The sequence below is a fragment of the Pedobacter montanisoli genome (assembly GCF_022809115.1).
In the GTDB taxonomy this organism is placed as follows: Bacteria; Bacteroidota; Bacteroidia; order Sphingobacteriales; family Sphingobacteriaceae; genus Pedobacter; species Pedobacter montanisoli.
Genome location: NZ_JALGBH010000001.1, coordinates 428,607 through 451,858 on the forward strand (window position 1 = coordinate 428,607; position 23,252 = coordinate 451,858).

General features: G+C 37.6%; 21 protein-coding genes. 13 read left to right on the top strand and 8 right to left on the bottom strand.

The genetic code is table 11. From position 1 onward, the window contains the following. Positions 1 to 119 precede the first annotated feature (119 nt). Both MMF97_RS01850 and MMF97_RS01855 read right to left on the bottom strand, forming a co-directional pair. Positions 120 to 2,459 (bottom strand): phosphocholine-specific phospholipase C, encoded by a 2,340-nt coding sequence (locus MMF97_RS01850; protein WP_243358164.1) that lies wholly within the window; start codon positions 2,457 to 2,459, stop codon positions 120 to 122. Between the two features lie 27 nt (positions 2,460 to 2,486). After that, complete coding sequence (locus tag MMF97_RS01855) at positions 2,487 to 3,356, bottom strand: aldose 1-epimerase family protein (protein ID WP_243358166.1); 870 nt, start codon at positions 3,354 to 3,356, stop codon at positions 2,487 to 2,489. 176 nt (positions 3,357 to 3,532) lie between these two features. Here MMF97_RS01855 and MMF97_RS01860 point away from each other — a divergent pair, with 176 nt between their 5' ends. The 13 genes from MMF97_RS01860 to MMF97_RS01920 all read left to right on the top strand — a co-directional run bounded on the left by MMF97_RS01860 (position 3,533) and on the right by MMF97_RS01920 (position 16,019). Continuing rightward, positions 3,533 to 4,060 carry a YceD family protein gene (locus MMF97_RS01860; RefSeq protein ID WP_243358168.1) on the top strand — a complete coding sequence of 176 codons (528 nt, stop codon included), beginning with the start codon at positions 3,533 to 3,535 and terminating at the stop codon, positions 4,058 to 4,060. A gap of 20 nt (positions 4,061 to 4,080) precedes the next feature. Further along, complete coding sequence (rpmF, locus tag MMF97_RS01865; RefSeq protein ID WP_243358170.1) at positions 4,081 to 4,272, top strand: 50S ribosomal protein L32; 192 nt, start codon at positions 4,081 to 4,083, stop codon at positions 4,270 to 4,272. Between the two features lie 95 nt (positions 4,273 to 4,367). After that, on the top strand, positions 4,368 to 5,306 hold the full coding sequence (gene plsX / locus MMF97_RS01870) for a phosphate acyltransferase PlsX (protein WP_243358172.1): 939 nt from the start codon (positions 4,368 to 4,370) through the stop codon (positions 5,304 to 5,306). Between the two features lie 15 nt (positions 5,307 to 5,321). After that, a complete protein-coding gene (locus MMF97_RS01875; RefSeq protein WP_243358174.1) occupies positions 5,322 to 6,317 on the top strand; it encodes a beta-ketoacyl-ACP synthase III in 996 nt (331 codons plus the stop codon). 99 nt (positions 6,318 to 6,416) lie between these two features. Beyond that, complete coding sequence (accB, locus tag MMF97_RS01880) at positions 6,417 to 6,902, top strand: acetyl-CoA carboxylase biotin carboxyl carrier protein (protein ID WP_243358177.1); 486 nt, start codon at positions 6,417 to 6,419, stop codon at positions 6,900 to 6,902. Between the two features lie 128 nt (positions 6,903 to 7,030). Continuing rightward, complete coding sequence (gene accC / locus MMF97_RS01885; RefSeq protein WP_243358180.1) at positions 7,031 to 8,371, top strand: acetyl-CoA carboxylase biotin carboxylase subunit; 1,341 nt, start codon at positions 7,031 to 7,033, stop codon at positions 8,369 to 8,371. Between the two features lie 80 nt (positions 8,372 to 8,451). Further along, entirely contained in the window at positions 8,452 to 9,330 is an 879-nt protein-coding gene (gene tatC, locus MMF97_RS01890) for a twin-arginine translocase subunit TatC (RefSeq protein WP_243358183.1), read from the top strand. A gap of 63 nt (positions 9,331 to 9,393) precedes the next feature. After that, on the top strand, positions 9,394 to 9,834 hold the full coding sequence (rpiB, locus tag MMF97_RS01895; protein WP_243358185.1) for a ribose 5-phosphate isomerase B: 441 nt from the start codon (positions 9,394 to 9,396) through the stop codon (positions 9,832 to 9,834). Between the two features lie 34 nt (positions 9,835 to 9,868). After that, positions 9,869 to 11,524, top strand: coding sequence for a M28 family peptidase (locus tag MMF97_RS01900; RefSeq protein WP_243358203.1), 1,656 nt, complete (start codon positions 9,869 to 9,871; stop codon positions 11,522 to 11,524). Between the two features lie 171 nt (positions 11,525 to 11,695). Continuing rightward, complete coding sequence (locus tag MMF97_RS01905; RefSeq protein WP_243358215.1) at positions 11,696 to 12,025, top strand: ArsR/SmtB family transcription factor; 330 nt, start codon at positions 11,696 to 11,698, stop codon at positions 12,023 to 12,025. Then, complete coding sequence (locus MMF97_RS01910) at positions 12,006 to 12,500, top strand: SRPBCC family protein (RefSeq protein ID WP_243358217.1); 495 nt, start codon at positions 12,006 to 12,008, stop codon at positions 12,498 to 12,500. The genes MMF97_RS01905 and MMF97_RS01910 overlap by 20 nt, the downstream gene beginning before the upstream one ends. 118 nt (positions 12,501 to 12,618) lie before the next feature. After that, positions 12,619 to 14,016 (top strand): LutB/LldF family L-lactate oxidation iron-sulfur protein, encoded by a 1,398-nt coding sequence (locus tag MMF97_RS01915; RefSeq protein WP_394801150.1) that lies wholly within the window; start codon positions 12,619 to 12,621, stop codon positions 14,014 to 14,016. A 26-nt stretch (positions 14,017 to 14,042) separates the two neighbouring features. After that, entirely contained in the window at positions 14,043 to 16,019 is a 1,977-nt protein-coding gene (locus MMF97_RS01920; RefSeq protein ID WP_243358232.1) for an alpha-ketoacid dehydrogenase subunit alpha/beta, read from the top strand. A 61-nt stretch (positions 16,020 to 16,080) separates the two neighbouring features. On the opposite strand, the gene MMF97_RS01925 is transcribed toward MMF97_RS01920, so the two are convergent. The 6 genes from MMF97_RS01925 to gcvH all read right to left on the bottom strand — a co-directional run bounded on the left by MMF97_RS01925 (position 16,081) and on the right by gcvH (position 23,238). Then, positions 16,081 to 16,752 (bottom strand): SprT-like domain-containing protein, encoded by a 672-nt coding sequence (locus MMF97_RS01925; RefSeq protein ID WP_243358234.1) that lies wholly within the window; start codon positions 16,750 to 16,752, stop codon positions 16,081 to 16,083. Between the two features lie 77 nt (positions 16,753 to 16,829). Further along, on the bottom strand, positions 16,830 to 18,944 hold the full coding sequence (gene feoB, locus MMF97_RS01930) for a ferrous iron transport protein B (protein WP_243358235.1): 2,115 nt from the start codon (positions 18,942 to 18,944) through the stop codon (positions 16,830 to 16,832). 12 nt (positions 18,945 to 18,956) lie between these two features. Further along, positions 18,957 to 19,172, bottom strand: a complete 216-nt coding sequence (locus tag MMF97_RS01935) for a FeoA family protein (protein WP_243358244.1) — start codon at positions 19,170 to 19,172, stop codon at positions 18,957 to 18,959. A gap of 183 nt (positions 19,173 to 19,355) precedes the next feature. Then, positions 19,356 to 22,166: an outer membrane beta-barrel family protein gene (locus tag MMF97_RS01940; RefSeq protein WP_243358246.1), complete on the bottom strand. Its 2,811-nt coding sequence runs from the start codon at positions 22,164 to 22,166 to the stop codon at positions 19,356 to 19,358. Positions 22,167 to 22,454: 288 nt separating this feature from the next. After that, complete coding sequence (locus MMF97_RS01945) at positions 22,455 to 22,850, bottom strand: VanZ family protein (RefSeq protein ID WP_243358255.1); 396 nt, start codon at positions 22,848 to 22,850, stop codon at positions 22,455 to 22,457. A 7-nt stretch (positions 22,851 to 22,857) separates the two neighbouring features. After that, the gene (gene gcvH / locus MMF97_RS01950) at positions 22,858 to 23,238 is read right to left on the bottom strand and encodes a glycine cleavage system protein GcvH (protein WP_243358266.1); all 381 of its coding nucleotides are present in this window, start codon (positions 23,236 to 23,238) and stop codon (positions 22,858 to 22,860) included. Between the last annotated feature and the right edge of the window lie 14 nt (positions 23,239 to 23,252).

A 23,252-nucleotide genomic window follows, 5' to 3' on the forward strand; every position in this document is an offset into this window, starting at 1 on the left:
TAACCCTCAATAACAATAAGATATAAAAAAAGACAATCTTATTAATTCATCAGTAATTTAAAGCATTAAGCAGGGGCTTTTCTCACAGAAACAGATGTATTTTTTTACGACACCTGTACTTATCCTTCTGCCATAAGTGGATCACTAATAGAATCCTTGCCGGTTTCTACATGACCTGCATAATGTCTAAGATAAGAATCAAAGCCTTCAACTTTAATTTTAAAATTATACCAGCCATTGCCTGGTTTCAGATTCATTTCAAAATCAAGATCAGACTTAGGCTTAACCGACCATGTTTTATGATTAGCAGTATGGTATTTATCATCATAGATCTGTACTTTCAAAGCTTGTTTGCCTTCGTTAAAAAATCTTACATTTAACTTAGGTTTTGCTTTACCCATCCTATCATTTGGAACAGGCTCACAAACTACAATTAAATCCGGATCACGATGATTACCTTTAAATTTCCGGTAAAATCCGTTGGCACTCTGCACAGAAAGTTCATACCTGCTTTCGTCAAACAAATCCATATCCCAGCTATCAGATAGCTGATCTCCTGACTTTACTGCATAATACCAGTTAGCACCCTGCTCACCATTATAAGTATTTTGTGCAGATACATTGAAAGGTACTCCATTGCTATACTTTAACACCTCAAAATTTAGAACCAGTTTATTCTTTTGCTCATTTAATGCTGCATCTGCCTTTACATGATAAGGTAATGCGCAAGCTGGTTTAAATCCTTTTTCCTGTTTACTTACTACAGGAATATTTTTCAGATCTGAAGAGGTATTGATCTGGCGGACCAGATCTGCATTTAACCCTGCAGGAATATTTTGTTTAGGCTTACTTTTTAATTGCTGTATATGGTTAAGAACCTGATCTCTTACCAAAGCTTGAGGTTTATCTGTTTTTTCTCCATAATAAGGTCTGAATACAGAGGTTAGATCTCCGCAAATATTTCTGCGCCACGGACTGATCATGTCGCTTTTTACGGTCTTCCCGGTTTTTCTCTCAATAAATTTTTCCAGAAACATAAGCGTACTGGTATGATCAAAAATCTGTGAGTTTACAAAACCTCCCCTGCTCCAGGGCGAAGCCACAATCATTGGTACACGGTAACCTAAACCGATAGGATTACCTGATTCCTTCTCTAGATCCGAACCAATATCTATACCTTCTGATACTTTTCCATTAGCTCCTTTTTCGGGAACCACATAAGGAGGAACATGGTCAAAGTAACCATCATTCTCATCATAATTAACAATGAAGATAGTCTTTTTCCATACTTCCGGGTTTTGGGTTAAAATATTTAAAGCTTCAGAAACATACCATACTCCATAAAGAGGCGAGCTTGTGTGATCTGAAAAACGCTGTGGTGCTACCAACCATGAAACCATAGGCAATTTACCTTCATTTACATCTTTTCTGAACTGGTAAAAGATATCGCCTTTAGGTATATTCAGGGTTTCTGTTTTTCCTTCTTCATCTTTATAACTGAAAGGTGTCAATTCCAGATAATCGGGGTTATTGATATTGGTTGTAAACGCCTTATCTACTAAATTCTTTTCTTTAGAACTAAGTTTCTGGTACTTCGCCTCCACTTCCTCTGGTGTTAAAGGTGGATTTGAGGTTTTATCTCCATTCTTTCTGAAATATGCCGAGAGCTTTACATGGTGTCGCTTTACATATTCTAAAGCATTATCTCCATAATTACCTAACCAATCATCTGTTTCGCCTTTCAGATTGGCAGTCCACACCTCATTCTGGTACACTCTCCAGTCTATACCATTATCTTCCAATACTTCAGGGAAAGTTTGCCAGTCTATAAAAGTATTGTTTCTCGATTCTGCCTGCGAATTATTAACCACAGCTTTATCAGACCCTTTGATATCTGCACGTATGTTTCCTGTCCAGTAAAACAATCTGTTAGGCGTGGTACCTGTTAACGAAGAACAGAAATGCTGATCACAAACTGTAAATGCATCGGCTAAGGCATAATAAAATGGAATATCTTCACGTTCATAATGTGCAAGACACATTGCAGATTTTACAGGAACCCATTTATCATATTTTCCTTTATTTCTTGCAGCAGTCTGATCTGGCCATGAATGGGCCAATCCTCCCTGCCAAGTTACACAGGTTTTATTTAGATCGATCCTAAAAGGAGCATACACATTACCATTTTTATCGCTTTGCAACCAAACTTTATTGCCGTTAGGTAAAATGTGGGGGTGCGGGTCGTTAAAACCACGTACACCTCTAAGCTTGCCAAACATATGATCAAATGAGCGATTCTCTTGCATTAAAAAAACAATATGTTCTGCATCATAAAAAGTAGTGCCTGGATCGGGCGATATGGCTACTGCTTTTTGTATAGCATGGGGCAACACATTTTGTAATGCTATTGCTCCCGATAACAAACCCGTCTTTTTTAGAAAATCTCTCCTGTTACTCATATTATGGATATTTATTTGCTCTTTATCTCAATAACAGCCTACACTCCATGATCTCTTCCACTTACCGCCTCCATCTAAGCTGATGATTCCTTCCTTATCTGTTAATTGCTGGTTATGTTGTTTTCCATCGGCTATACCACACCAGGGCTCTAAACACACAAAATTGGCATCATGAGCCGACCAAATGCCAAAATAAGGAAAGCCCTCAAAAGAAAAGCACAAACCGTGTTCATTTTTAGTGTTATTAAGCCTGATTTTTTTACTTTTCAGGTCCTTAAGCACCAGCGCATCATTGTAAAACAGTTCATGCTTTAAAGGAAGTTTACCTAGTTCAAGCGCAATAATTGTGAGTTCATCTGTAATAAGGTTATCTTTTATATTTAGACAATTTAACTGCTTATCTTCATCAAATGAGAGGTAGTAATCCTCATAAGTTCCCTGCCCGTTAACTGGCACAGCAAAAGCCGGATGTGCACCTATAGAAAACAACAAAGGTGTTTGTGATGGATTCTCTATTTCATAACTACAGATCAACGTATGCTCCAAAAGCTGGTACCTAACATTTAACTGAAATAAAAATGGATAGTGCTCAAGTGTTTCTTCTGTTGCTGAAAGACTCAATAAAACTTCTGTTTCTGTTTGCTGTAGCAAGGTGAAATTCATATCACGGGCAAAACCATGGCGAGGCAATTTATAAACTATATCATTATAATAATAAGTGTCATCTTTAAGCGCTCCAACAATTGGAAACAGTATAGGGCTATGCTTGCCCCAATATTGTGAATCGGCATTCCACAACAGCTCCCTGTTATTTTTTATGTCTTTTAACCGGATTAACTCTGCACCTTTAAGTTTAAATTCGGCATTTAAGTATTTATTACTTAACGTTATAGGCATCTCATATCATTTTAAGTAAACGTATAATTTAGTGGAGCTCAAATTAAGAAAAAGGTTTTTATGTTAAAACTCTAAAAACCAATCGCAAAAAAGCATAAAGCCTTTGTGTTTCTTTTTAAAAATATTTTCTAATCAAAAAATAATTCCTACCTTTGCAGGCTAAAATTTAAGTACAATTGAAGGCGTTAAAACAATTTTCGATACCGTTTTCCGGCTTAAAATTGGGAAAGCATCAATTCGATTTCGAAATTGACGATAGCTTTTTTGACGCATTTGAGCATTCTTTAGTAAAAAAAGGAACGCTTAAAGCTACGGTTGATCTTGACAAACAGGAAACCATGCTGATTTTAACCTTCCATATCTGGGGTATAATTCAGCTTACCTGCGATAAATGCCTGTCAGATTTTAACCAGCCAGTTGATTTAAATGAACGTCAAATTGTAAAGTTTGATGAAGAAGAGGGGGACAACGATGATCTGGAGATTATAACGATATCCCGCAAAGAAACTGCTATAGATGTTTCAGAATTAATATATGAATTCATCACTGTTGCAGTTCCTTTCATCAACAAATGCGAGCAGGCAGGCGAGCAATGCGACCCTGAAATGTTAGCTACATTAGCTAAGCTTGCTACTGACAAGGAAGAAGAAGACAAAGAACAAAATGAAGACCCTCGTTGGGCTGCATTAAAAAATTTAAAATAATAAATTAAAATAACAGAGAAATGGCACATCCAAAACGCAAAGTTTCTAAACAAAGAAGAGATAAAAGAAGAACTCACTATAAAGCTGAAGCTCCTTCTTTAGCAACATGCCAAACTACTGGTGCGGTACATGTTCCTCACCATGCTTATAACGTTGATGGTAACTTATACTACAACGGTAAATTAGTAGTAGAAAATACTTCAATAGGTTAATTTTCTGAAAAATTTTTGTGTTTTCAATTCGTTTAGCTTTAACTTAGACCAATTGAATTTAAAAGGCTAAAGCCTTACGCAAAAGATTTTTTACTATGAAAATAGGTCTCGATATTATGGGCGGAGACTATGCTCCTAAAGCAGTGGTTTTAGGAGCAATAGCAGCCCATCAATCATTATCACCAAATGAGCACTTAGTGCTTATTGGAGATACGGAGCAAATAAAACCTCTACTTTCTGAACAGGGTTTCAATCCTGATCACTTTGAATACGTACATACCACCGAAGTTATTGGTATGGGCGAACATGCCACAAAGGCTATTCTTCAAAAACCCAATTCAAGCATTTCTGTAGGCTTCCAGCTTTTAAAAGAAGGTAAAATAGATTCTTTTGCCAGTGCAGGTAATTCTGGAGCAATGTTAGTTGGTGCTGTTTTCAGCGTTAAAACCATCCCAGGTATTATAAGACCTTGTTTATGTACTATTGTTCCTAAATTAAAAGGAGGTGTAGGCCTGCTTTTAGATGTAGGTGCAAATGCAGACTGCAAGCCTGATACACTTTTACAATTTGGTGTGCTGGGTAGCTTATATGCCGAAAATGTTTTACAGATTAATCATCCTAGGATTGCTTTGATGAACATTGGCGAAGAAGACGAAAAAGGTAATATGTTAGCCCTGGCAACTTTCCCTTTAATGAAAGAAACACAGCTTTTTAACTTTGTTGGAAACGTAGAAGGCCGGGATTTATTTAATGATAAAGCAGATGTAATTGTTTGCGACGGATTTACCGGAAACATAATGCTTAAACTGGCTGAGTCTTTTTATGTACTTACCATCAAAAAAGGATTAAAGGATGAATTCTTTGATCGTTTTAATTATGAGAATTATGGTGGTAGCCCTGTATTGGGCGTAAATGCACCCGTTTTAATTGGTCATGGCATATCAAGTCCGGAAGCAATCAAAAATATGATTTTCCAATCGCGTGATATGGTAAACACGCAACTGGTACAAAAAATACAAGCCGCTTTCCAATAAAATAATTTAAAAGAAATGAGTAAAATTCACGCTGCCATTACCGCAGTTAATGCCTATGTGCCCGATTATGTTTTAACCAATAAGGAATTGGAAACCATAGTTGATACTTCTGATGAGTGGATTACGACCAGAACAGGTATTAAGGAACGCAGAATATTAAAAGGTGAAGGTTTAGGTACATCTGATATGGCTGTTGAGGCTGTAAACGGATTGTTAAAGAAAAGAGGAATTGAAGCTACAGATCTTGATCTGATCATTTTCTGTACGACTACTCCAGATTTTACTTTTCCTGCTACGGCTAATGTTCTTGCCGATAAAATAGGCGCTACCAATGCTTGGGGATATGATCTGCAAGCCGCTTGTTCAGGTTTTATTTTTGGCTTAACAACCGGATCTCAGTTTATAGAATCCGGTAAGCATAAAAAAGTATTGGTTGTAGGTGGCGATAAAATGTCGTCTATTATCAATTATGAAGACCGTACCACCTGTATCATTTTTGGAGATGGGTGCGGTTGTGTTCTTTTAGAACCAAATGCTGAAGGTTTAGGGATTCAGGATGCCATTTTAAAAACCGATGGCTCGGGAGGTAAATACTTAGGCATGAAAGCAGGTGGATCTGTAAAACCAGCAAGTCATGAAACTGTTGATGCCAAAGAACACTTTGCACATCAGGAAGGACAAACTGTATTTAAATTTGCGGTAACCAACATGGCTGATGTGGCAGCAGAGATTATGGACCGTAACCAATTAGGTGCTGATGATGTTGCATGGTTAGTGCCTCACCAGGCCAATAAGCGTATAATTGATGCTACAGCTACCCGTATGGGTGTAAGCTCTGAGAAAGTAATGGTTAACATTGAGCGTTACGGAAATACCACAAACGGAACTATTCCTATTTGTTTATGGGAATGGGAAAAACAACTTAAAAAAGGCGACAATCTAATTCTTGCTGCATTTGGAGGTGGTTTTACCTGGGGTTCTGTATATTTAAAATGGGCTTACAATAGTTAAACCATTAAATATAACGCCCTCGTAAACAAAATAAAACAAAAAACATTAACTTAGTTAAACAAACAATACACCAATTTTTTTTAACATAACAGCAAAAGAATGGATATTAAACAAATTCAGGAACTTATTAAATTTGTTTCGCGTTCGGGTGTAAACGAAGTCGCTATTGAACAAGAAAACTTCAAAATCACTATAAAGACCAATCAAAATCCGGTTTATGTAAATGCAGCAATTCCTACTCCGGTTGTAGCACAACCAGCAGTAGCTCCGGCACCTGCTGCTCCGGCACCACAAGCTGCTGCACCTGCCGCACCTCAGGCTCCGGCTGCAGAAGATACTTCTAAATATATTACCGTAAAATCTCCTATGATTGGTACATTCTACCGTTCTTCAAGCCCTGAAAAACCAGCATTTGTAAACGTTGGTGACGAAATAGGCACAGGAAAGGTGCTTTGTATCATAGAAGCTATGAAACTTTTCAACGAGATTGAGAGTGAAGTTTCAGGACGCATCGTTAAAATTTTAGTAGACAATGCTTCGCCGGTTGAATACGATCAGCCGCTGTTCTTAGTTGAACCTGTTTAAGCTTCTATTATTATTAACGTTACCCTGAACTTGTTTCAGGGTCTCTTTTAAAATAATCATTTTAGATGCTGAATGAATTCAGCATGACGACGGTCTTTTTAGAAAGGCCGACGAAAAGGAACGAGACTATGTTTAAAAAAATATTAATTGCCAACAGGGGCGAAATTGCTTTACGTGTAATACGTACCTGTAAAGAAATGGGCATTAAAACTGTGGCTGTATATTCTACAGCAGACAGAGACAGCCTGCACGTACGTTTTGCGGATGAAGCTGTTTGTATAGGCCCGCCTCCAAGCAAAGATTCTTATCTTAATATTCCAAATATCATATCAGCTGCCGAACTGACCAATGCTGATGCTATCCACCCGGGTTACGGCTTTTTATCTGAAAATGCTAAATTTTCTTCAGTATGCCGTGATTACGGAATAAAATTCATTGGGGCCTCTCCTGAGCAGATCAACTCTATGGGAGATAAATCTTCTGCCAAAGAAACCATGAAAAAAGCAGGTGTACCAACTATACCTGGTTCTGAAGGTTTATTGCAAAGTGTTGAAGAAGGTATCAGATTAGCCAATGAAATGGGTTACCCTGTTATTCTAAAAGCAACCGCTGGTGGTGGTGGCCGTGGAATGCGTGTAGTTTGGAAAGATGAAGAATTTGAAAATGCCTGGGATAGTGCACGTCAGGAATCTGGAGCAGCATTTGGAAACGACGGACTTTATTTAGAAAAATACATTGAAGATCCACGTCACATTGAGATCCAGATTATCGGTGATCAATATGGTAAAGCATGCCACTTATCAGAAAGAGATTGTTCTATTCAGCGCAGACATCAGAAGCTGGTAGAAGAATCACCTTCTCCGTTCATGACTGATGAGTTACGCCAGAAAATGGGCGAAGCCGCAATTAAAGGCGCTTTAGCGGTTAACTATGAAGGAGCTGGAACCATAGAGTTTCTTGTTGACAAGCATAGAAATTTCTATTTCATGGAAATGAATACCCGCATTCAAGTAGAGCATCCAGTTACTGAAGAGGTAATCAACTTCGATTTAATCAAAGAGCAAATCAAAGTAGCCGCTGGCGTTCCAATATCTGGTAAAAATTATACTCCTGATATGCACGCTATTGAGTGCCGTATCAACGCAGAAGATCCGTTTAATAACTTCCGCCCTTCTCCTGGAAAGATTACCAATTTCCATTCGCCAGGAGGACATGGTGTACGCGTAGATACCCATGTGTATGCAGGTTATCAAATTCCGCCAAACTACGATTCTATGATCGCCAAGTTAATCACTGTGGCGCAAACACGTGAAGAAGCCATCTGCACTATGGAACGTGCCTTAAGTGAATTTGTAATTGAAGGTATAAAAACCACCATACCATTTCACTTGAAACTGATGAAAGATCCTAACTTCAGGGCTGGTAACTTTACCACCAAATTCATGGAAAGTTTCAATTTTTCAGAGTAAAATAATCTTTTAGCAATAATAAAAGTCTTAATACCATTCTATTTAAAACAGAATGGTATTTTTGTTTTCAAATATTAACCATGAGTGAGAAAAGTAAAGATTTAATCGAATCGATAAAAAATAAAGGTAAAAGCCTTGAGGCCGAGATGTCTTTTTTTGAGCATTTGGATGTTTTGAGAAAACACTTATTAAGAACGCTTGCGGTGGTTACGCTTTTTGTGATCCTGGCTTTTTATTTTACAGATTTTTTATGGCACAGTATCATCATGGCCCCTAAAAGTCCTGATTTCTGGACCTATAGAATGATGTGTAAGTTGGTTGAGATGTTTCCTTCTATCGGTCAGGATTTTTGTATCACCAAGATAGATGCAAAGATCATCAACACAGAAATGGCTGGCCAATTTACGCTTCAAATGAATTCATGTATAACCGCAGGTTTAATTTTAGGCGTTCCATACTTGCTTTTTGAACTTTGGCTTTTTATCAAACCAGCACTTCATGAAACTGAAAGAAGATCGGCAAGCGGTTTCGTATTCTTTGCATCCATCCTATTCTTTATCGGTATCTTATTTGGATATTACATCATCTGTCCATTATCTGTTAACTTCCTGATCAATTTTACGGTAGATGACAGCATTGTGAATACTTTTACTATATCTTCATACCTGTCAACTGTTTTTACCTTAACTTTAGGTAGTGGTATCATTTTTCAGTTACCTGTTATTATATACATTCTATCTAAACTGGGTATCATGACACCTAAATTTATGCGAACCAATAGAAGATATGCAATTGTACTGGTGTTAATTATAGCTGCAGTAATTACACCTACAGCCGACCCTTATACCATGATGATTGTGGCTTTACCTTTATACCTGTTATATGAGTTAAGTATAATTATTTCGGCACGAATAGAGAACAATCGTAAGAAAAACCAATTAGCTGTTTATAAAGCATAGTTAAAAGCATTAGCACAACAAAAATATTACGGTATAATTCTGTTAACTTAATTAAATTTGGATATGTCATCTAACAAATTGAAAATTGCTATAGGCGCCGATCATGCAGGGTTTGAATATAAAGAAGTACTAAAAGAATTCTTAGCTACCGATTATGAAGTGAAAGATTTTGGTACACATTCAACTGCTTCTGTTGATTATCCTGACTTTGCACACCCGGTAGCAAGTGCTGTAGAAAATAAAGAATTTGATTTTGGAATTTTAATCTGTGGAAGCGCTAATGGTGTAGCCATTACAGCTAACAAGCACCAGCACATAAGAGCCGCTATTTGCTGGGAGAATGAAATTGCCGCTTTAGCCAGACAACACAATAACGCTAATATTATCTGCATACCGGCCAGGTTTGTATCAACCTATCTGGCAAAAGAGATGACAACCACTTTCCTTACAACTGCTTTTGAAGGTGGCCGACATGAAAACAGAGTAAATAAAATCTCTTGTTAAGAGAAATTGTTACACAAATAACCTAAAACTGATAATGAACAAAAAGTTTATTTATACCAGCTTGGCGCTTGCGCTAAGTTTTGGTGCAATGGCGCAGCAAGACAAGAACGCAATGAAGTTCAGTGCGCCAGTTAATAAAGACAGGGCTTATTCGCACTTGTCTATCTTAGCCTCTGATGAATATGAAGGGCGTGAAACTGGCAAAAAAGGTGCTTGGATGGCTGCCGAGTACATCAAAAAACAATTCCAGAGTTTCGGATTAGTGGGCCCTGTTAAAAACAGCAAAGACCCTTATTTCCAAAAAGTAGGCTTGGTAAGTTATGATTTAACAAGCAGTGGTTTTAGCATTAACGGAAAAGCTTTACAAGCTTACAAAGATTTTAATGTTCCAAACGGTACAGTGCCTGTAAGTGGCTTAAATATCTCTGCAAACGAGGTGGTATTTGCTGGCTACGGAATTTCAAAAGAAGGCTTTGATGAATTAAACGGCTTAAACCTTGAAGATAAAGTGGTAATGATCTTCTCTGCTGGAGATCCTACCAATCCGCAAGCGGCTACTGCACAAAGCAATGATAGAGCAGCTATGAGAGCGGCTATGATGGCTAGACAAAAAGCATTGGGAGAAATTGCTAAAAGAAAACCAAAAGCGCTTTTAATCATTGATCTTAACTTTGACAAAACCCCATTATGGATGAAAGAGGCTGGAGCAAATGGAAGATTAATGTTAAAAAATGAAGCTACAGCAGCCGCTATTCAAAAATCCCCTGCTTATGCTTCTGTTACCATCTCTAAATCTACTGCTGATGAGATTTTAAAATCTAGCGGAACAAACATCGATGCTTTAGTGAAAAAAATCACTGAAACAGTAAAACCTGCAAGTCAAGTAGTAAAAGCTAATATCACAATTAAAGCAGAGAAGAAAGAAAACGAAGTACGTGCTGAAAACGTATTAGGTTTCCTTGAAGGTTCAGACCCTAAATTAAAAAATGAAGTTTTAGTAGTTACAGGTCACTACGATCACATTGGTTTAGTTAAAGATCCTAATGCCAAAGATAAAGTTAACAACGGTGCAGATGATGATGGTTCGGGTACCACAGGTGTTCTGTTGCTTGCAGAGGCTTTCTCTAAAGCTAAAAAAGCAGGTAACGGTCCTAAGAGAAGCATCTTGTTCATGACCGTTTGTGGCGAGGAAAAAGGTCTTCTAGGTTCTGAGTGGTATTCTGAAAACCCTGTTTTTGCAGTAGAAAATACCATTGCAAACTTAAATACAGATATGATAGGTCGTATTGGCGAAGAATATTTAGGTAAGCCAGACAGCGCTAACTATGTATATTCTATCGGTTCATACAAATTAAGTACTGATTTAGGTAAATTAAGTGAAAAAGTTAACGACACTTATACCAAATTAAAATTAGACTATAAATTTGATGACCCTAAAGATCCTCAGCAAATCTATTACCGTTCAGATCACTACAATTTTGCTAAACTTGGTATTCCTGTAATTTTCTATTATGACGGTATGTTAGAGCAGGATTACCACCAACCTGGCGATGAGGTTAGCAAAATCAATTTCAGCCTTTTGGCAAAACGTGCCCAGTTAATTTATTACACTGCCTGGGAACTGGCAAACATGCCTAACAGGCCTGTTGTTGACAAAAAAGATGAAACTCCACCGAGAGGAAGAAATTAATTAAGATCTTTTTAACCAAATATAAAAATCCCGAAGGTTTATACCTGCCGGGATTTTTTGTTTTAAAGTTTTAAGGAATCTGATTTTTTAAAAAAAATTGAGAAAATATTTGCGAAACCGAAAAGTTGCATATATATTAGCAACCGATTAGTTGCACAATTAGAATTTAAAATGAGACGAGATATTTTTCAAGCAGTTGCAGATCCAACAAGACGAGCCATTATAGTATTAATTGCATTACAAGCAATGACACCAAATGCCATTGCCGAAAATTTCAATACAACACGACAGGCCGTTTCAAAACATTTACGCATTTTAACTGAATGTGAACTTGTAAAACAAGAACAAAAAGGAAGGGAGATCTATTACTCACTTGAAATTGAAAAGATGAAAGAGATAGACCTGTGGATTGAACAATTCCGAAAAATCTGGGAAACCCGATTTAATCAATTAGATAATTTACTATCAACAATTAAAAAAAATGAAAAATCTACAATTTGATTTTACGGTTGACAAAGCAGCCAAAACCGTATCTATAATTAGAGAATTTAATGCAGAGCTTCCACTTGTTTGGGATGCATTTACAAAACAAGAAATCCTTGACCAATGGTGGGCACCCAAACCTTGGACATCCGAAACCAAAACAATGGACTTTAAAGTTGGCGGACGAAGATTTTATGCCATGGTAAGTCCGGACGGAGCGCAAAAAAGCTGGCAAATACAAGATTACACTTCTATCAGTCCAAAAACCAATTTTAAATTCTTAAGTGTTTTTGCTGACGAAAATGAAAACCCTAATTTACCTGGTTCTAATTGGGATTTGAATTTCAGCGAACAAAATGGAATAACCAAGGTAAGCATAACCATATACAATGATTCTCTTGAGCGTATGGAGAAGATGATTGAAATGGGCTTCAAAGAAGGTTTCACAATGACCTTAAACGAATTAGAAACATTATTAAAAGCCAAAAGTTAGAAGCGTAGCCAACTAAGCATACAAATTAAGGCTATGAAAATCCTGTACATAGCCTTAGTAAACAAATATCCGTATTTAATTTCTTAAGCGTTTTCGATTTATTTATATTTGAATGCTTATGAACTTTGCAGAGGATTTTTTGGCGAAAGCAGACGAGAAAGCTTTTGATACTCAACACAGAAATACGATAAACTTCAATATTGGCAAGTACAATACTGCTGTTGCCCGTGGTTTATCTAAGTTTGAGAATTTAGAGGCTTCAAAACGTAAGGCGCATGTAACCAAATGGCGGATAATGGAGAACCTAGATAAGTTCTTACCTGAGTTTGAAGCAAATTTTCAAAAAAAAGGGGGGAAAGTAATTTGGGCCAACGACACTAAAGAAGCGCAAAAAGAAATTCTATCGATCATACAAAAGCATAATGGTAAAAGTGTGATCAAATCAAAGTCGATGACAACTGAAGAGTTGCATCTGAACGATTTCTTAGCTGAACATGGTGTTGAATCTCTTGAAAGTGATCTGGGTGAATATATTGTACAATTGTTGGGGCAGCCCCCTTATCATATTGTTACGCCTGCCATGCACCTTAGCAAAGAGGATATTGCCAAGCTTTTCCACAAAAAATTCGGCACCCCTATTGAGGCTACACCCGAACAATTAACCCAAAAGGCCCGTGAGCTTCTTCGTGAGAAATACCTTACAGCCGATATAGGCATTACCGGAGGTAATTTCTTAATAGCCGATACGGGTAGTATTGCCCTTACAGAAAATGAAGGCAATGCCCGTCTTACCACCACTTTTCCTAAAGTACATATTGCTATAGTGGGCATAGAAAAGGTTGTTCCTTCTCTTGCTGATCTAGACCTTTTCTGGCCGTTGTTGGCCAGTCATGGTACAGGACAAAATCTTACCGTTTACAATACTATTCTGAGTGGACCACGTCAGGAAAATGAAACAGACGGCCCCGAAGAAATGTATGTTATTCTGTTAGATAACGGACGTACAAACCTGCTTGCCCAAAAAGAACAACGTCAGGCCTTGTACTGCATACGTTGCGGCGCCTGTTTAAATGCTTGTCCTGTTTATAAGAACATTGGCGGCCATTCTTACAATACGACCTACAGCGGACCCATCGGATCTATTATTACCCCGCATTTTAAAGGGATGAACGATTTTAAGCATTTAAGTTACGCATCCAGTTTATGCGGAAAATGTACCGAGGTTTGCCCTGTAAAAATAGACATCCATAAAATGTTATTGCTTAATCGCAGAGATGCTGCTACTCAGAACATCAATTCATCAACCGAAAAAATCGGCTGGAATTTATGGAAACGAGCCATGTTAAAACGCAGCTTAATGGACTTTTTTGGAGGTAAGGCCAAAAATTTCCTGTTAAAAACATTTTTCAAAAAAAGCTGGGGCAAATACCGCAATATGCCCGAAGTAGCAGATAAATCCTTCTCTAAACAATGGGAAGAATATCAAAAAAACAACAACGACAACCTATCCATATAATCGCGAACCTATCCTAAACTTATACCATGCAATTTGATAAAAAAGGCAAAGATGATCATCAGTTAAAAAGCATATATAAACGCTTACTCTATCCACGATTAATTGAAGAAAAAATGCTTATCCTTTTGCGTCAGGGCCGTATAGGTAAATGGTTCTCAGGGATAGGGCAGGAAGCCATAGCTGTAGGAAGTACATTGGCCATGCAGACCGATGAGTACATCTTACCTATGCACCGCAATTTGGGTGTTTTTACCACCCGAGACATGCCGCTTACCCGTTTAATGGCACAATGGCAAGGTAAGTTAAGTGGTTTTACCAAAGGCCGTGACCGCTCTTTCCATTTTGGCACACAGGAATATAAAATTATTGGCATGATTTCTCATTTAGGGCCTCAAATGGCACTAGCTGATGGTATTGCCTTAGCAGATATTTTAGAAAATCGCAATAAAGCCACATTGGTATTTACAGGCGAAGGCGCAACAAGTGAAGGCGATTTTCATGAAGCCATTAATGTGGCCTCTGTATGGAACCTGCCCGTTATTTTCCTCATCGAAAATAATGGCTATGGTCTCTCTACTCCTATTAACGAACAGTTTAACTGTAAAGATCTTGTTGACAGGGCTAAAGGCTATGGCATACAGGGCGTACAGATTGATGGCAATAACATTTTAGAAGTTTTTGCCACCATCAGCAACCTGGCCGAAGATATGCGGGAAAACCCACGTCCGGTGTTGGTAGAATGCTTAACCTTCAGAATGCGTGGACATGAAGAAGCCTCGGGAACCAAATATGTGCCTCAACAACTGTTTGAAGAGTGGAGCAAAAAAGATCCCGTAAAGAATTATGAGGATTATCTTTTAAAAGAAGGTGTTTTAACTGAAGAAGAAGTTAAACAGATTAGGGAAGAAATGACCAAAGGTATAGCCCATGATGTAGAAATTGCCTTTAATGAAACTGAACCTCAGGCAGACGACAATGCTGAAATACAGGATATGTTTGCTCCAGACCCTACTGTTTTAATTGCTCCAAGTACGGAACAAACCGAAAAAAGATATTTAGATGCTATTACAGATGGCTTGAACGAAGCCATGTTAAAGCACAATAATCTGGTATTGATGGGGCAGGATATTGCAGAATACGGTGGAGCTTTTAAGATTACCGATGGCTTTGTAAACCAATTTGGCAAAGGCAGGGTTCGCAATACACCAATCTGTGAATCTGCTATTGTAGGAACCGGTTTAGGTTTATCTATAAATGGGTATAAAGCTGTGGTAGAAATGCAATTTGCAGATTTTGTAAGTTGTGGCTTTAATCAGATTGTAAATAACTTAGCGAAAACACATTACCGCTGGGGCGAAAAGGCCGATGTAGTGGTTCGTATGCCTACGGGTGCAGGGACCGGCGCAGGACCTTTTCACTCTCAGAGCAACGAAGCGTGGTTTACCAAAACTCCTGGCTTAAAAGTCGTTTATCCTGCTTTTCCCCAAGATGCAAAAGGTTTGTTGATCGCAGCTATAGACGACCCTAATCCAGTTATCTATTTTGAACATAAATACCTTTACCGCAGTTTAACCGGACCAGTGCCTGAAGGTTATTACCATACACCTATAGGTAAAGCTCATGTTTTAAAAGAAGGCACACAGTTAAGTATCATTACCTATGGTTTAGGTGTACACTGGGCTTTAGATTATCTACAAAAAAATCCTGAAATATCAGCTACTTTAGTTGATTTGGTAAGCCTACAGCCTTGGGACAAGGAAACTGTTGCCGAAGCAGTAAAAACAACAGGCAGGGTACTGATCTTACATGAAGATACACTTACCAATGGCTTTGGTGCAGAACTTTCGGCATGGATAGCTGAACATTGCTTTGAAGATCTTGATGCTCCAATCATGCGCTGTGCAAGTTTAGATACTGCCATACCTATGAGCAAGGTTTTGGAAGATAGTTTCTTGGCCAAAAGCAAGCTAAATGACACTGTTGAAAAACTATTAAAATATTAAGAGAGAAGAATGTATCAAAATTTGCAGAAAGGAAAAGTTAAAAAGCCGCAAAATCAATCCGTTATACCGAACTTCCCGAATTGACTTCGGGACAGGTTGTTTCAGCATCTATATGTTCTGAAATTAGCATAACTTCTGCAAGCGGATTAAATAAATAGATTTTATGGTTATCCAAACAAACGCAACGGTAACGTTTACGTACACGTTCTCCTTTTTCAAACCGGCGTCCGTCTTCTAACATAAATACAGCCTTTAAGGGGATTTGCTCTACATGAACTCTATCTGCTTTCTGGTCATATTTCTTGAGTGATCTTGCCAGTATTAAGTCTGTACAACTTGAGGCTGCAGGATTATTTAAATAGCGGGTTATACTTTGATACACATCAGGTGGAAAAACATTCATCTCAAAAAAAGGATTCATCATTTTCTTAAAATTGTTTTTCCATTCGCTGCCATGAGGCTTTACCTTATTTTTATACTCGTTCCACGTAAGCAAGTGTGCAAACTCATGAACGGTTGTGACCAAAAAAGCATAAGGGTTTAGGTCGTTGTTAACAGATATTTTATGACCTTCACCTCGGTATGGGTGCCTATAATCTCCCAGTTTTGTATTTCGTTTCTTAGAGATTTTGAATTCGCACTGAAAATAATCTATCCAACGGGAAATAACAGGAGCTGCCTCTTGCGGCATGTATTGAGCCAAAATAACTGCTTTATCAGAATTCCTGTTCATGTGCTGCAAATTACGATTTTTCGCTTTACAAGTTGCACTTTACACCAACAACGATTAAAACTGTTTAAACACAGCTCTTATTTTAACAACTGATAGGCAATTAATGCGGCCACATATGCCATAGCCGTCATGTAAGTAAGTTGTATCAACGGCCATTTCCATGATTTGGTTTCCCTGTAAACAACAGCTACTGTACTCATACATTGCATGGCAAAGGCATAAAATAACATCAAAGAAAGGCCGGTTGCAAAAGTAAACGTTGGTAAACCTGTAGCCGGATTTTTGGCTGCAGCAATCTTATCTCTTAACCTGAGCTCGGCAGCATTTTCATCGGCACTATCTACACTATATATTGTGGCCATTGTACCTACAAAAGCTTCACGGGCTGCAAAAGATGTAATCAGGGCTATCCCTATTTTCCAATCGTAGCCTAAAGGCTTAATAACCGGCTCAATAGTTTGCCCAAGAATACCTGCATAGGAGTTTTCTAAGCGTTCTGCTGCTTTATCTCTCTCCAAAGAAGCTACTTGTGTGCTATCTGCTAATTTCGTTTCCAAGGCTTCGTATTTATGATCTATGGCCTCGTATCGTTTAGAAGGCCCGTAACTAGACATTACCCACAATACAATTGAAATGGCTATGATCACCTTACCTGCTTCAAAAACAAAAGTTTTTGATTTTTCGAACATGGTATAAAACACATTCTTCCATCTTGGCATACGGTAAACCGGTAGCTCCATAATGAAATAGGATTTCTCTCTGGCCTTAATAATGAATTTAAAAACCCATGCGGCTAAAACTGCCGTAATAATACTGATAATATACATGGTCATTAAAGCCAAAGCCTGCAGGCTAAAAATGCCCCATATCCGCTCATTAGGAATAATCAACGAAATCAGTAAGGTATATACAGGTAAACGGGCCGAACAGCTTACCAAAGGCGTAATCATTATGGTAATAATCCTGTCTTTCCAGTTCTCAATATTACGGGCACTCATAATAGAAGGAACCGCACAGGCAATTCCCCCAATCATAGGCACCACAGATTTTCCGCTTAACCCAAATTTACGCATAATTTTATCCATCATAAACGTAACACGGGCCATGTAGCCTGTATCTTCTAAAATGGAGATCAAACCAAATAAAATAGCGATCTGCGGGATGAATATTACAATGCCTCCCAATCCGGCCACAACACCATCCATTAACAAATCGGTAAGTACACCAGGCGGAAGATGCTGATGGCCATATTCTGTAAGCCAGGCAAAACTGCCTTCTATCATATCCATAGGTACCGATGACCAGGAGAATATGGCATTAAATATGAAAAACAGAATCGCAAAAAAGATAAGGAAACCCCAAAATTTATGTGTTAGTATAGAATCCAGCTTATCGGTTATCTGAAATTTCTTTTCTGCACCTGTATCTAAAACTACCTCATTTAAGATGGTATTCAGATGTCTGTAACGGGCTACGGTTTCGGCAGTTTGCAACTGGTGCGTTTTAAAACCGTTAGCTTGCTCTATATGCTCAATTTCTTCCTGTTCCTGCAGCGAAAAATGGTCTAAATGTTCATGCTGATGCAACACCTGCAGGGCGTAATAACTGTTATCTGTATTGAGTTTTTGCCTGATCTGTTTAATTGCTTCCGGCGCAAAAATATCTACATCTATAGTTCTGTTTTGCGTAGCTATAGGGGTGTATTGAGCAATAGCTTCTTTAAGGGTGCTTAATCCTTCGCCTTTTCTGGCAGATATTGCCACAACCCGTACGCCCAAACGCTCGGCAAGTTTATCGGTATTTATTTTTAAACCCGCTTTTTTTGCCATATCGCTCATGTTGAGCACTAGCAGCATAGGCAGGCCTAAATCTGCTACCTGTGAGTAAAGAAGTAAGTTCCTTCTAAGATTAGTAGAGTCTGCAACAAGTATAATAAGATCAGGATAATTCGGGTTGGTTTTATCAGCTAAAACCTGAAAGACGATCCGTTCGTCCTTACTTTTTGGGTATAGGCTATAAGTACCTGGTAAATCAACAATTTCTGCTGTTACATGGTTACTTAATTTACAGTAGCCTGTTTTTTTATCTACTGTAATACCCGGAAAGTTTCCTATTTTTTGATTTAATCCTGTTAAAAGATTAAAAAGAGTAGATTTTCCAGTGTTTGGGTTTCCAACTAAAGCAACTTTCAAATCCTAAGAGTTTTATTGTATTACGATTACTGCTGCCTCACTTTTACGTAAACAAAGCTGGTACCCTGATATGCGTATAGCCATTGGATCGCCAAGAGGTGCATATCTTTCTACTTCCACTTCTTCGCCCGGTAAACATCCCATTTCCATTAACTTCACAGACATTTCTAAATCTGTAAATGAAACAATAGTACCTTTTTGCCCGGGTGTTAATTGCGAAAGTTTCATGGTGTATATGTGTATATTTTTAATCTGTGTTTAAACCTAAAGAGGCCATTTTTAAAACAGGTGCAAGTTAATTCTTATTTATATCAAATCCAAATAAGAGTTTAATGAATGACAGAACGGGTACAAAAAAAGCGACTACTAAATATAGCAGCCGCTTCTTGTTATAATTAAAACATGAAATTATTAAAATCTGCCTGGCCCACCCATTCTAAAGTTACCCTGACCTTGCTGTCCTCTTCCTTGTGTACCTGCAATATTGCTTAAAGAATAAGTAAATGATAGCATGTAATAACGTTTTAACACATTAAAGTTTTGCTCAGAAATTGAATTAGCAGATGCGTTACGTAAAACACCTGTATTCTGATCCAATAAATCGTTAACAGCAAATTTAAATGTACCTCTGTTTTTAAAGAACTGACGGCTGATATAAGCATTCCATAAGGTGTAATCAGGATTACTATTTGCTGTTCCTCCACCGGTTAATTTATTGTAAGTAACATCTGTTTGCAGACGAATGTTACCAGGAAATACATAGCTGATATCAATGTTTGGCGCTAAAGTATAATAACGGGTATTGTTACCAGAAGTAACTGTAGAACGGTCCATGCGACCTGAAATACCTGCAATTAAATCCAGCTTATCTAAGTTAGATACCAATTTATACCCATTATTTAAGCTGTAACTTGTAGTGATATTTTTAGTTGTAATATCATTTTTATCTGTTGTAAAAGAGGTGTTTTGTCCGTAAGAACCTCCGGCGTTAATTTGTAAGTTCAACTTATTACCTTTAATAATTGGGAGACCTAAAGTTCCAAATACACTACCGTTAAAGTTACCATCAACGTTAACATATTTGTTTTCTATCTTACCCGCATCTGGCGAGCTTAAGTCTGTAATTACACGTTGGCTATTGCCAAAATCGTTAAAGGTTTGTGTAATAAATGCTCCCAAGAATAATGTTCTGTAACTTGCAAAATCAAAGTTATTGTACATAATTCTTAAGTTGTTAGCGAATGATGGCTTTAAATCAGGGTTACCTACTGGGAAACTTTGTGTATTGGTATTATCTCTGATTGGTTGTATCTGATCTATGCTAGGTTGGTTTGTACGGCCATCGTAACGGATGAACAAACGTTTACTATTGCTAAAGTTATATCTGAATTGTGCAGAAGGTGTTAGGTTAGTGAAGTTTTGTTTAAATTCTCTTCCTGTACTTAAGTTATCATTCTCACGATTGGTTCTTTGTACTGCTAAACCTACATTCCAGTTGTATTTTTTCTCATTGCCATTAAAGCTAAAGCCTAAAGCATTGGTCAATGTAGTATTTTGGAATTCATTACTATAATCTATGTTTTTAAGATCGTATTGCCCTGTAGCATTATTAAAATCATAAACAAAACGCTTTTTATTGTCACGTGTGTAACCATTCTGATAATTAAACTCCAGACTCAGGGTTTTAGACAAAGGTTCAGTATAAACCAAACGTGCCGTATTGCTTAACGACGAAGTTGAGTTGTCATTTAGCTGATTGAAACCTTTCTGTTCTATAGGTCCGGTTACAGGTGTAAGGGTTTCAGGATTATTTACATAATTATCTGCATCACTATCATTAATATTTGTATTGATGTTTAGTGATAATGTACGGCCACGACGCACAAATTTCTTTCTGATTAAGATACTATTGCTAAATGACGGCGTTGTTGTATTGCTATTTTGTATTTGCTTACCAACAGAGGTACCTGCTAAAGTTGTTCTGGTATAGTTCTGTAAACTTTGAGCGGTATTATCTGTATAAGATAAACTAGGCTGCACTCTGATAGAGGTACTTGAATCTATCTTGGTATCAACCATAAAGTTTAAACGGTGATTTAAACGTTTGGTTAAACTTTCCGTTTCATTTCTATTGGTTGTGGTATTACCACCAATAAAATTTTGCGTAAATGAGTTGGTGTTTAGATCTAACTGGGTTTTGTTAAAGAAATAACTTCCACTGATTTGGGTACCATCATCATAAGTATCGGCAAAGTTAAAACCAGCTGCATTGGTAGTTGTGATACCTTGTTGCTGGGCACCACCACCCATGCCACCCATCATACCACGCATGCCGCCTCCGCCGCCACCAACACCGCCGCCAAAGTTTTGTTTGTTCACATTGTTAAACTGGCCTATTAAGGTCAATTGCTGTGCTTTATCAAAACGGCTGATACTCAGGTTTACATCATATCTGTCATCGGTTCCATATCCCACACTGTTATTTCCTACGTATCCTTTATTTTTTACGCCGTTTTTAGTAACGATGTTAATGATCTTTTCACGATTACCATCATCTACACCCGAGAATTTAGACTGCTCAGACATATCATCGATGATCTGAATTTTATCTACCATATCGGCAGCTAAGTTTCTTGTAGCTAAAAGCGGGTCGTTACCCATGAAATCTTTACCATCTACACGTACTTTTTTAATGGTTTCGCCTTGTGTAGTTACTGTTCCATCTTTAGATACTTCTACGCCAGGCACCTTTTTAAGCAGGTCTTCTACAACCGCATTCTCTTTTACTTTAAGCGTAGAGGCGCTGATCTCTAAAGTATCTTTTTTAACTACCACAGGAGGTATTTCTGCTTTTACTTCTACGGTATTTAAGTTTACCCCGGTATTTTCCATTGAAATTTCGCCAACGTTTACACTTGTTTTTGAGGCAGTGATTTCAAAATCTTTGGTAGCTGTTTTTAAGCCTATAAAGGCAACATATAATCTGTATTTACCTGCAGCCAGGTTAGAAATGGTAAAACTTCCATTAGAGCCACTATTTGTACCTCCAACCGTAGTTGAATCACTTATTTTTTTTACTGCCACAGAGGCATAATCTACAGGGCTCTTATCTTTCGCGTTCACAACTTTACCACTTACCGAACCTTTGTTTTGCGCATAAGCAAAAAACGTGGTTAACGTAAGGATAAAAATCATTGAAGTTTGTAAAAACTTATTCTTCATGTTTATTAATTATAATATTTCTTATAAATTTTATACCTAATCAGACTTGCAAGTCTGAGAAAAGTTTGATTGATGATTTAAAAAATCAGGTAACATTTTAAATACAACCAACATCTTTCTAAAAATCAGCAACTTATAAACCAAAGCCCATGCCAAAAAACAAAGATTTTAATTAAAACAAAGGGAATGATAAGTTAAAAGGAGATTGGTTTAATGTGCAGGAGCAATTTTATACCTTACATTTTAAACCTTGTGTTTTTGGTTTAATTAAGCGTTAACTAAATTTTATTATTTGTTATTGAAATTGGATTTATGGAGCAATACATAACTGAACACGCCCATAAAGGTTCCAATCATATCACAGGCAAAATCCCACCACTCTGCAGAACGGTAGGTAAATACCTTCCATTGCAGCAATTCAATTCCACCGCCAATAATAACAGAAATAAGAATGATCTTAAATATGGTTAAAGAGCGAAAGCTGTAATTGTGCTGGTATTTTATTTTTCCGTAAAACAGTAAGATGGTTAATACGAAAAAGAAGCCCAGGTGTACCAGCTTATCAAATCCGGCAAAGAAAAACCCTGAGTTTCCCTCTCCAGACAAATCAATATTACAAAGCACTAAAATAAATACCGCCCAAACAAACGCCCAACGATAACTTTTTAGTGCTTTGAAACTCATCTTATGATTATGCTCCTACTAAAGCTTTATATTCTTCAGCGCTTAACAAAGTATCCAACTCTGAAGGATCATTGATTTTAACTTTTACCATCCAGCCTTCTCCGTAAGGGTCTGTATTAACCAGCTCAGGATTGCTTTCTAATGCACCGTTAAATTCAAGTACTGATGAAGTAATTGGCATGAACAAGTCTGATACAGTTTTTACTGCTTCTACTGTTCCAAAAACTTCGTCTTTACTTACATCGCTACCAATAGTGTTGATATCTACATAAACGATATCTCCCAACTCACGCTGAGCGAAATCTGTAATACCCACAACAGCTTCTTCACCTGTTACTTTTACCCATTCATGGTCTTTAGTGTACTTTAATTCTGATGGAAAGTTCATTTTTATAATAATTT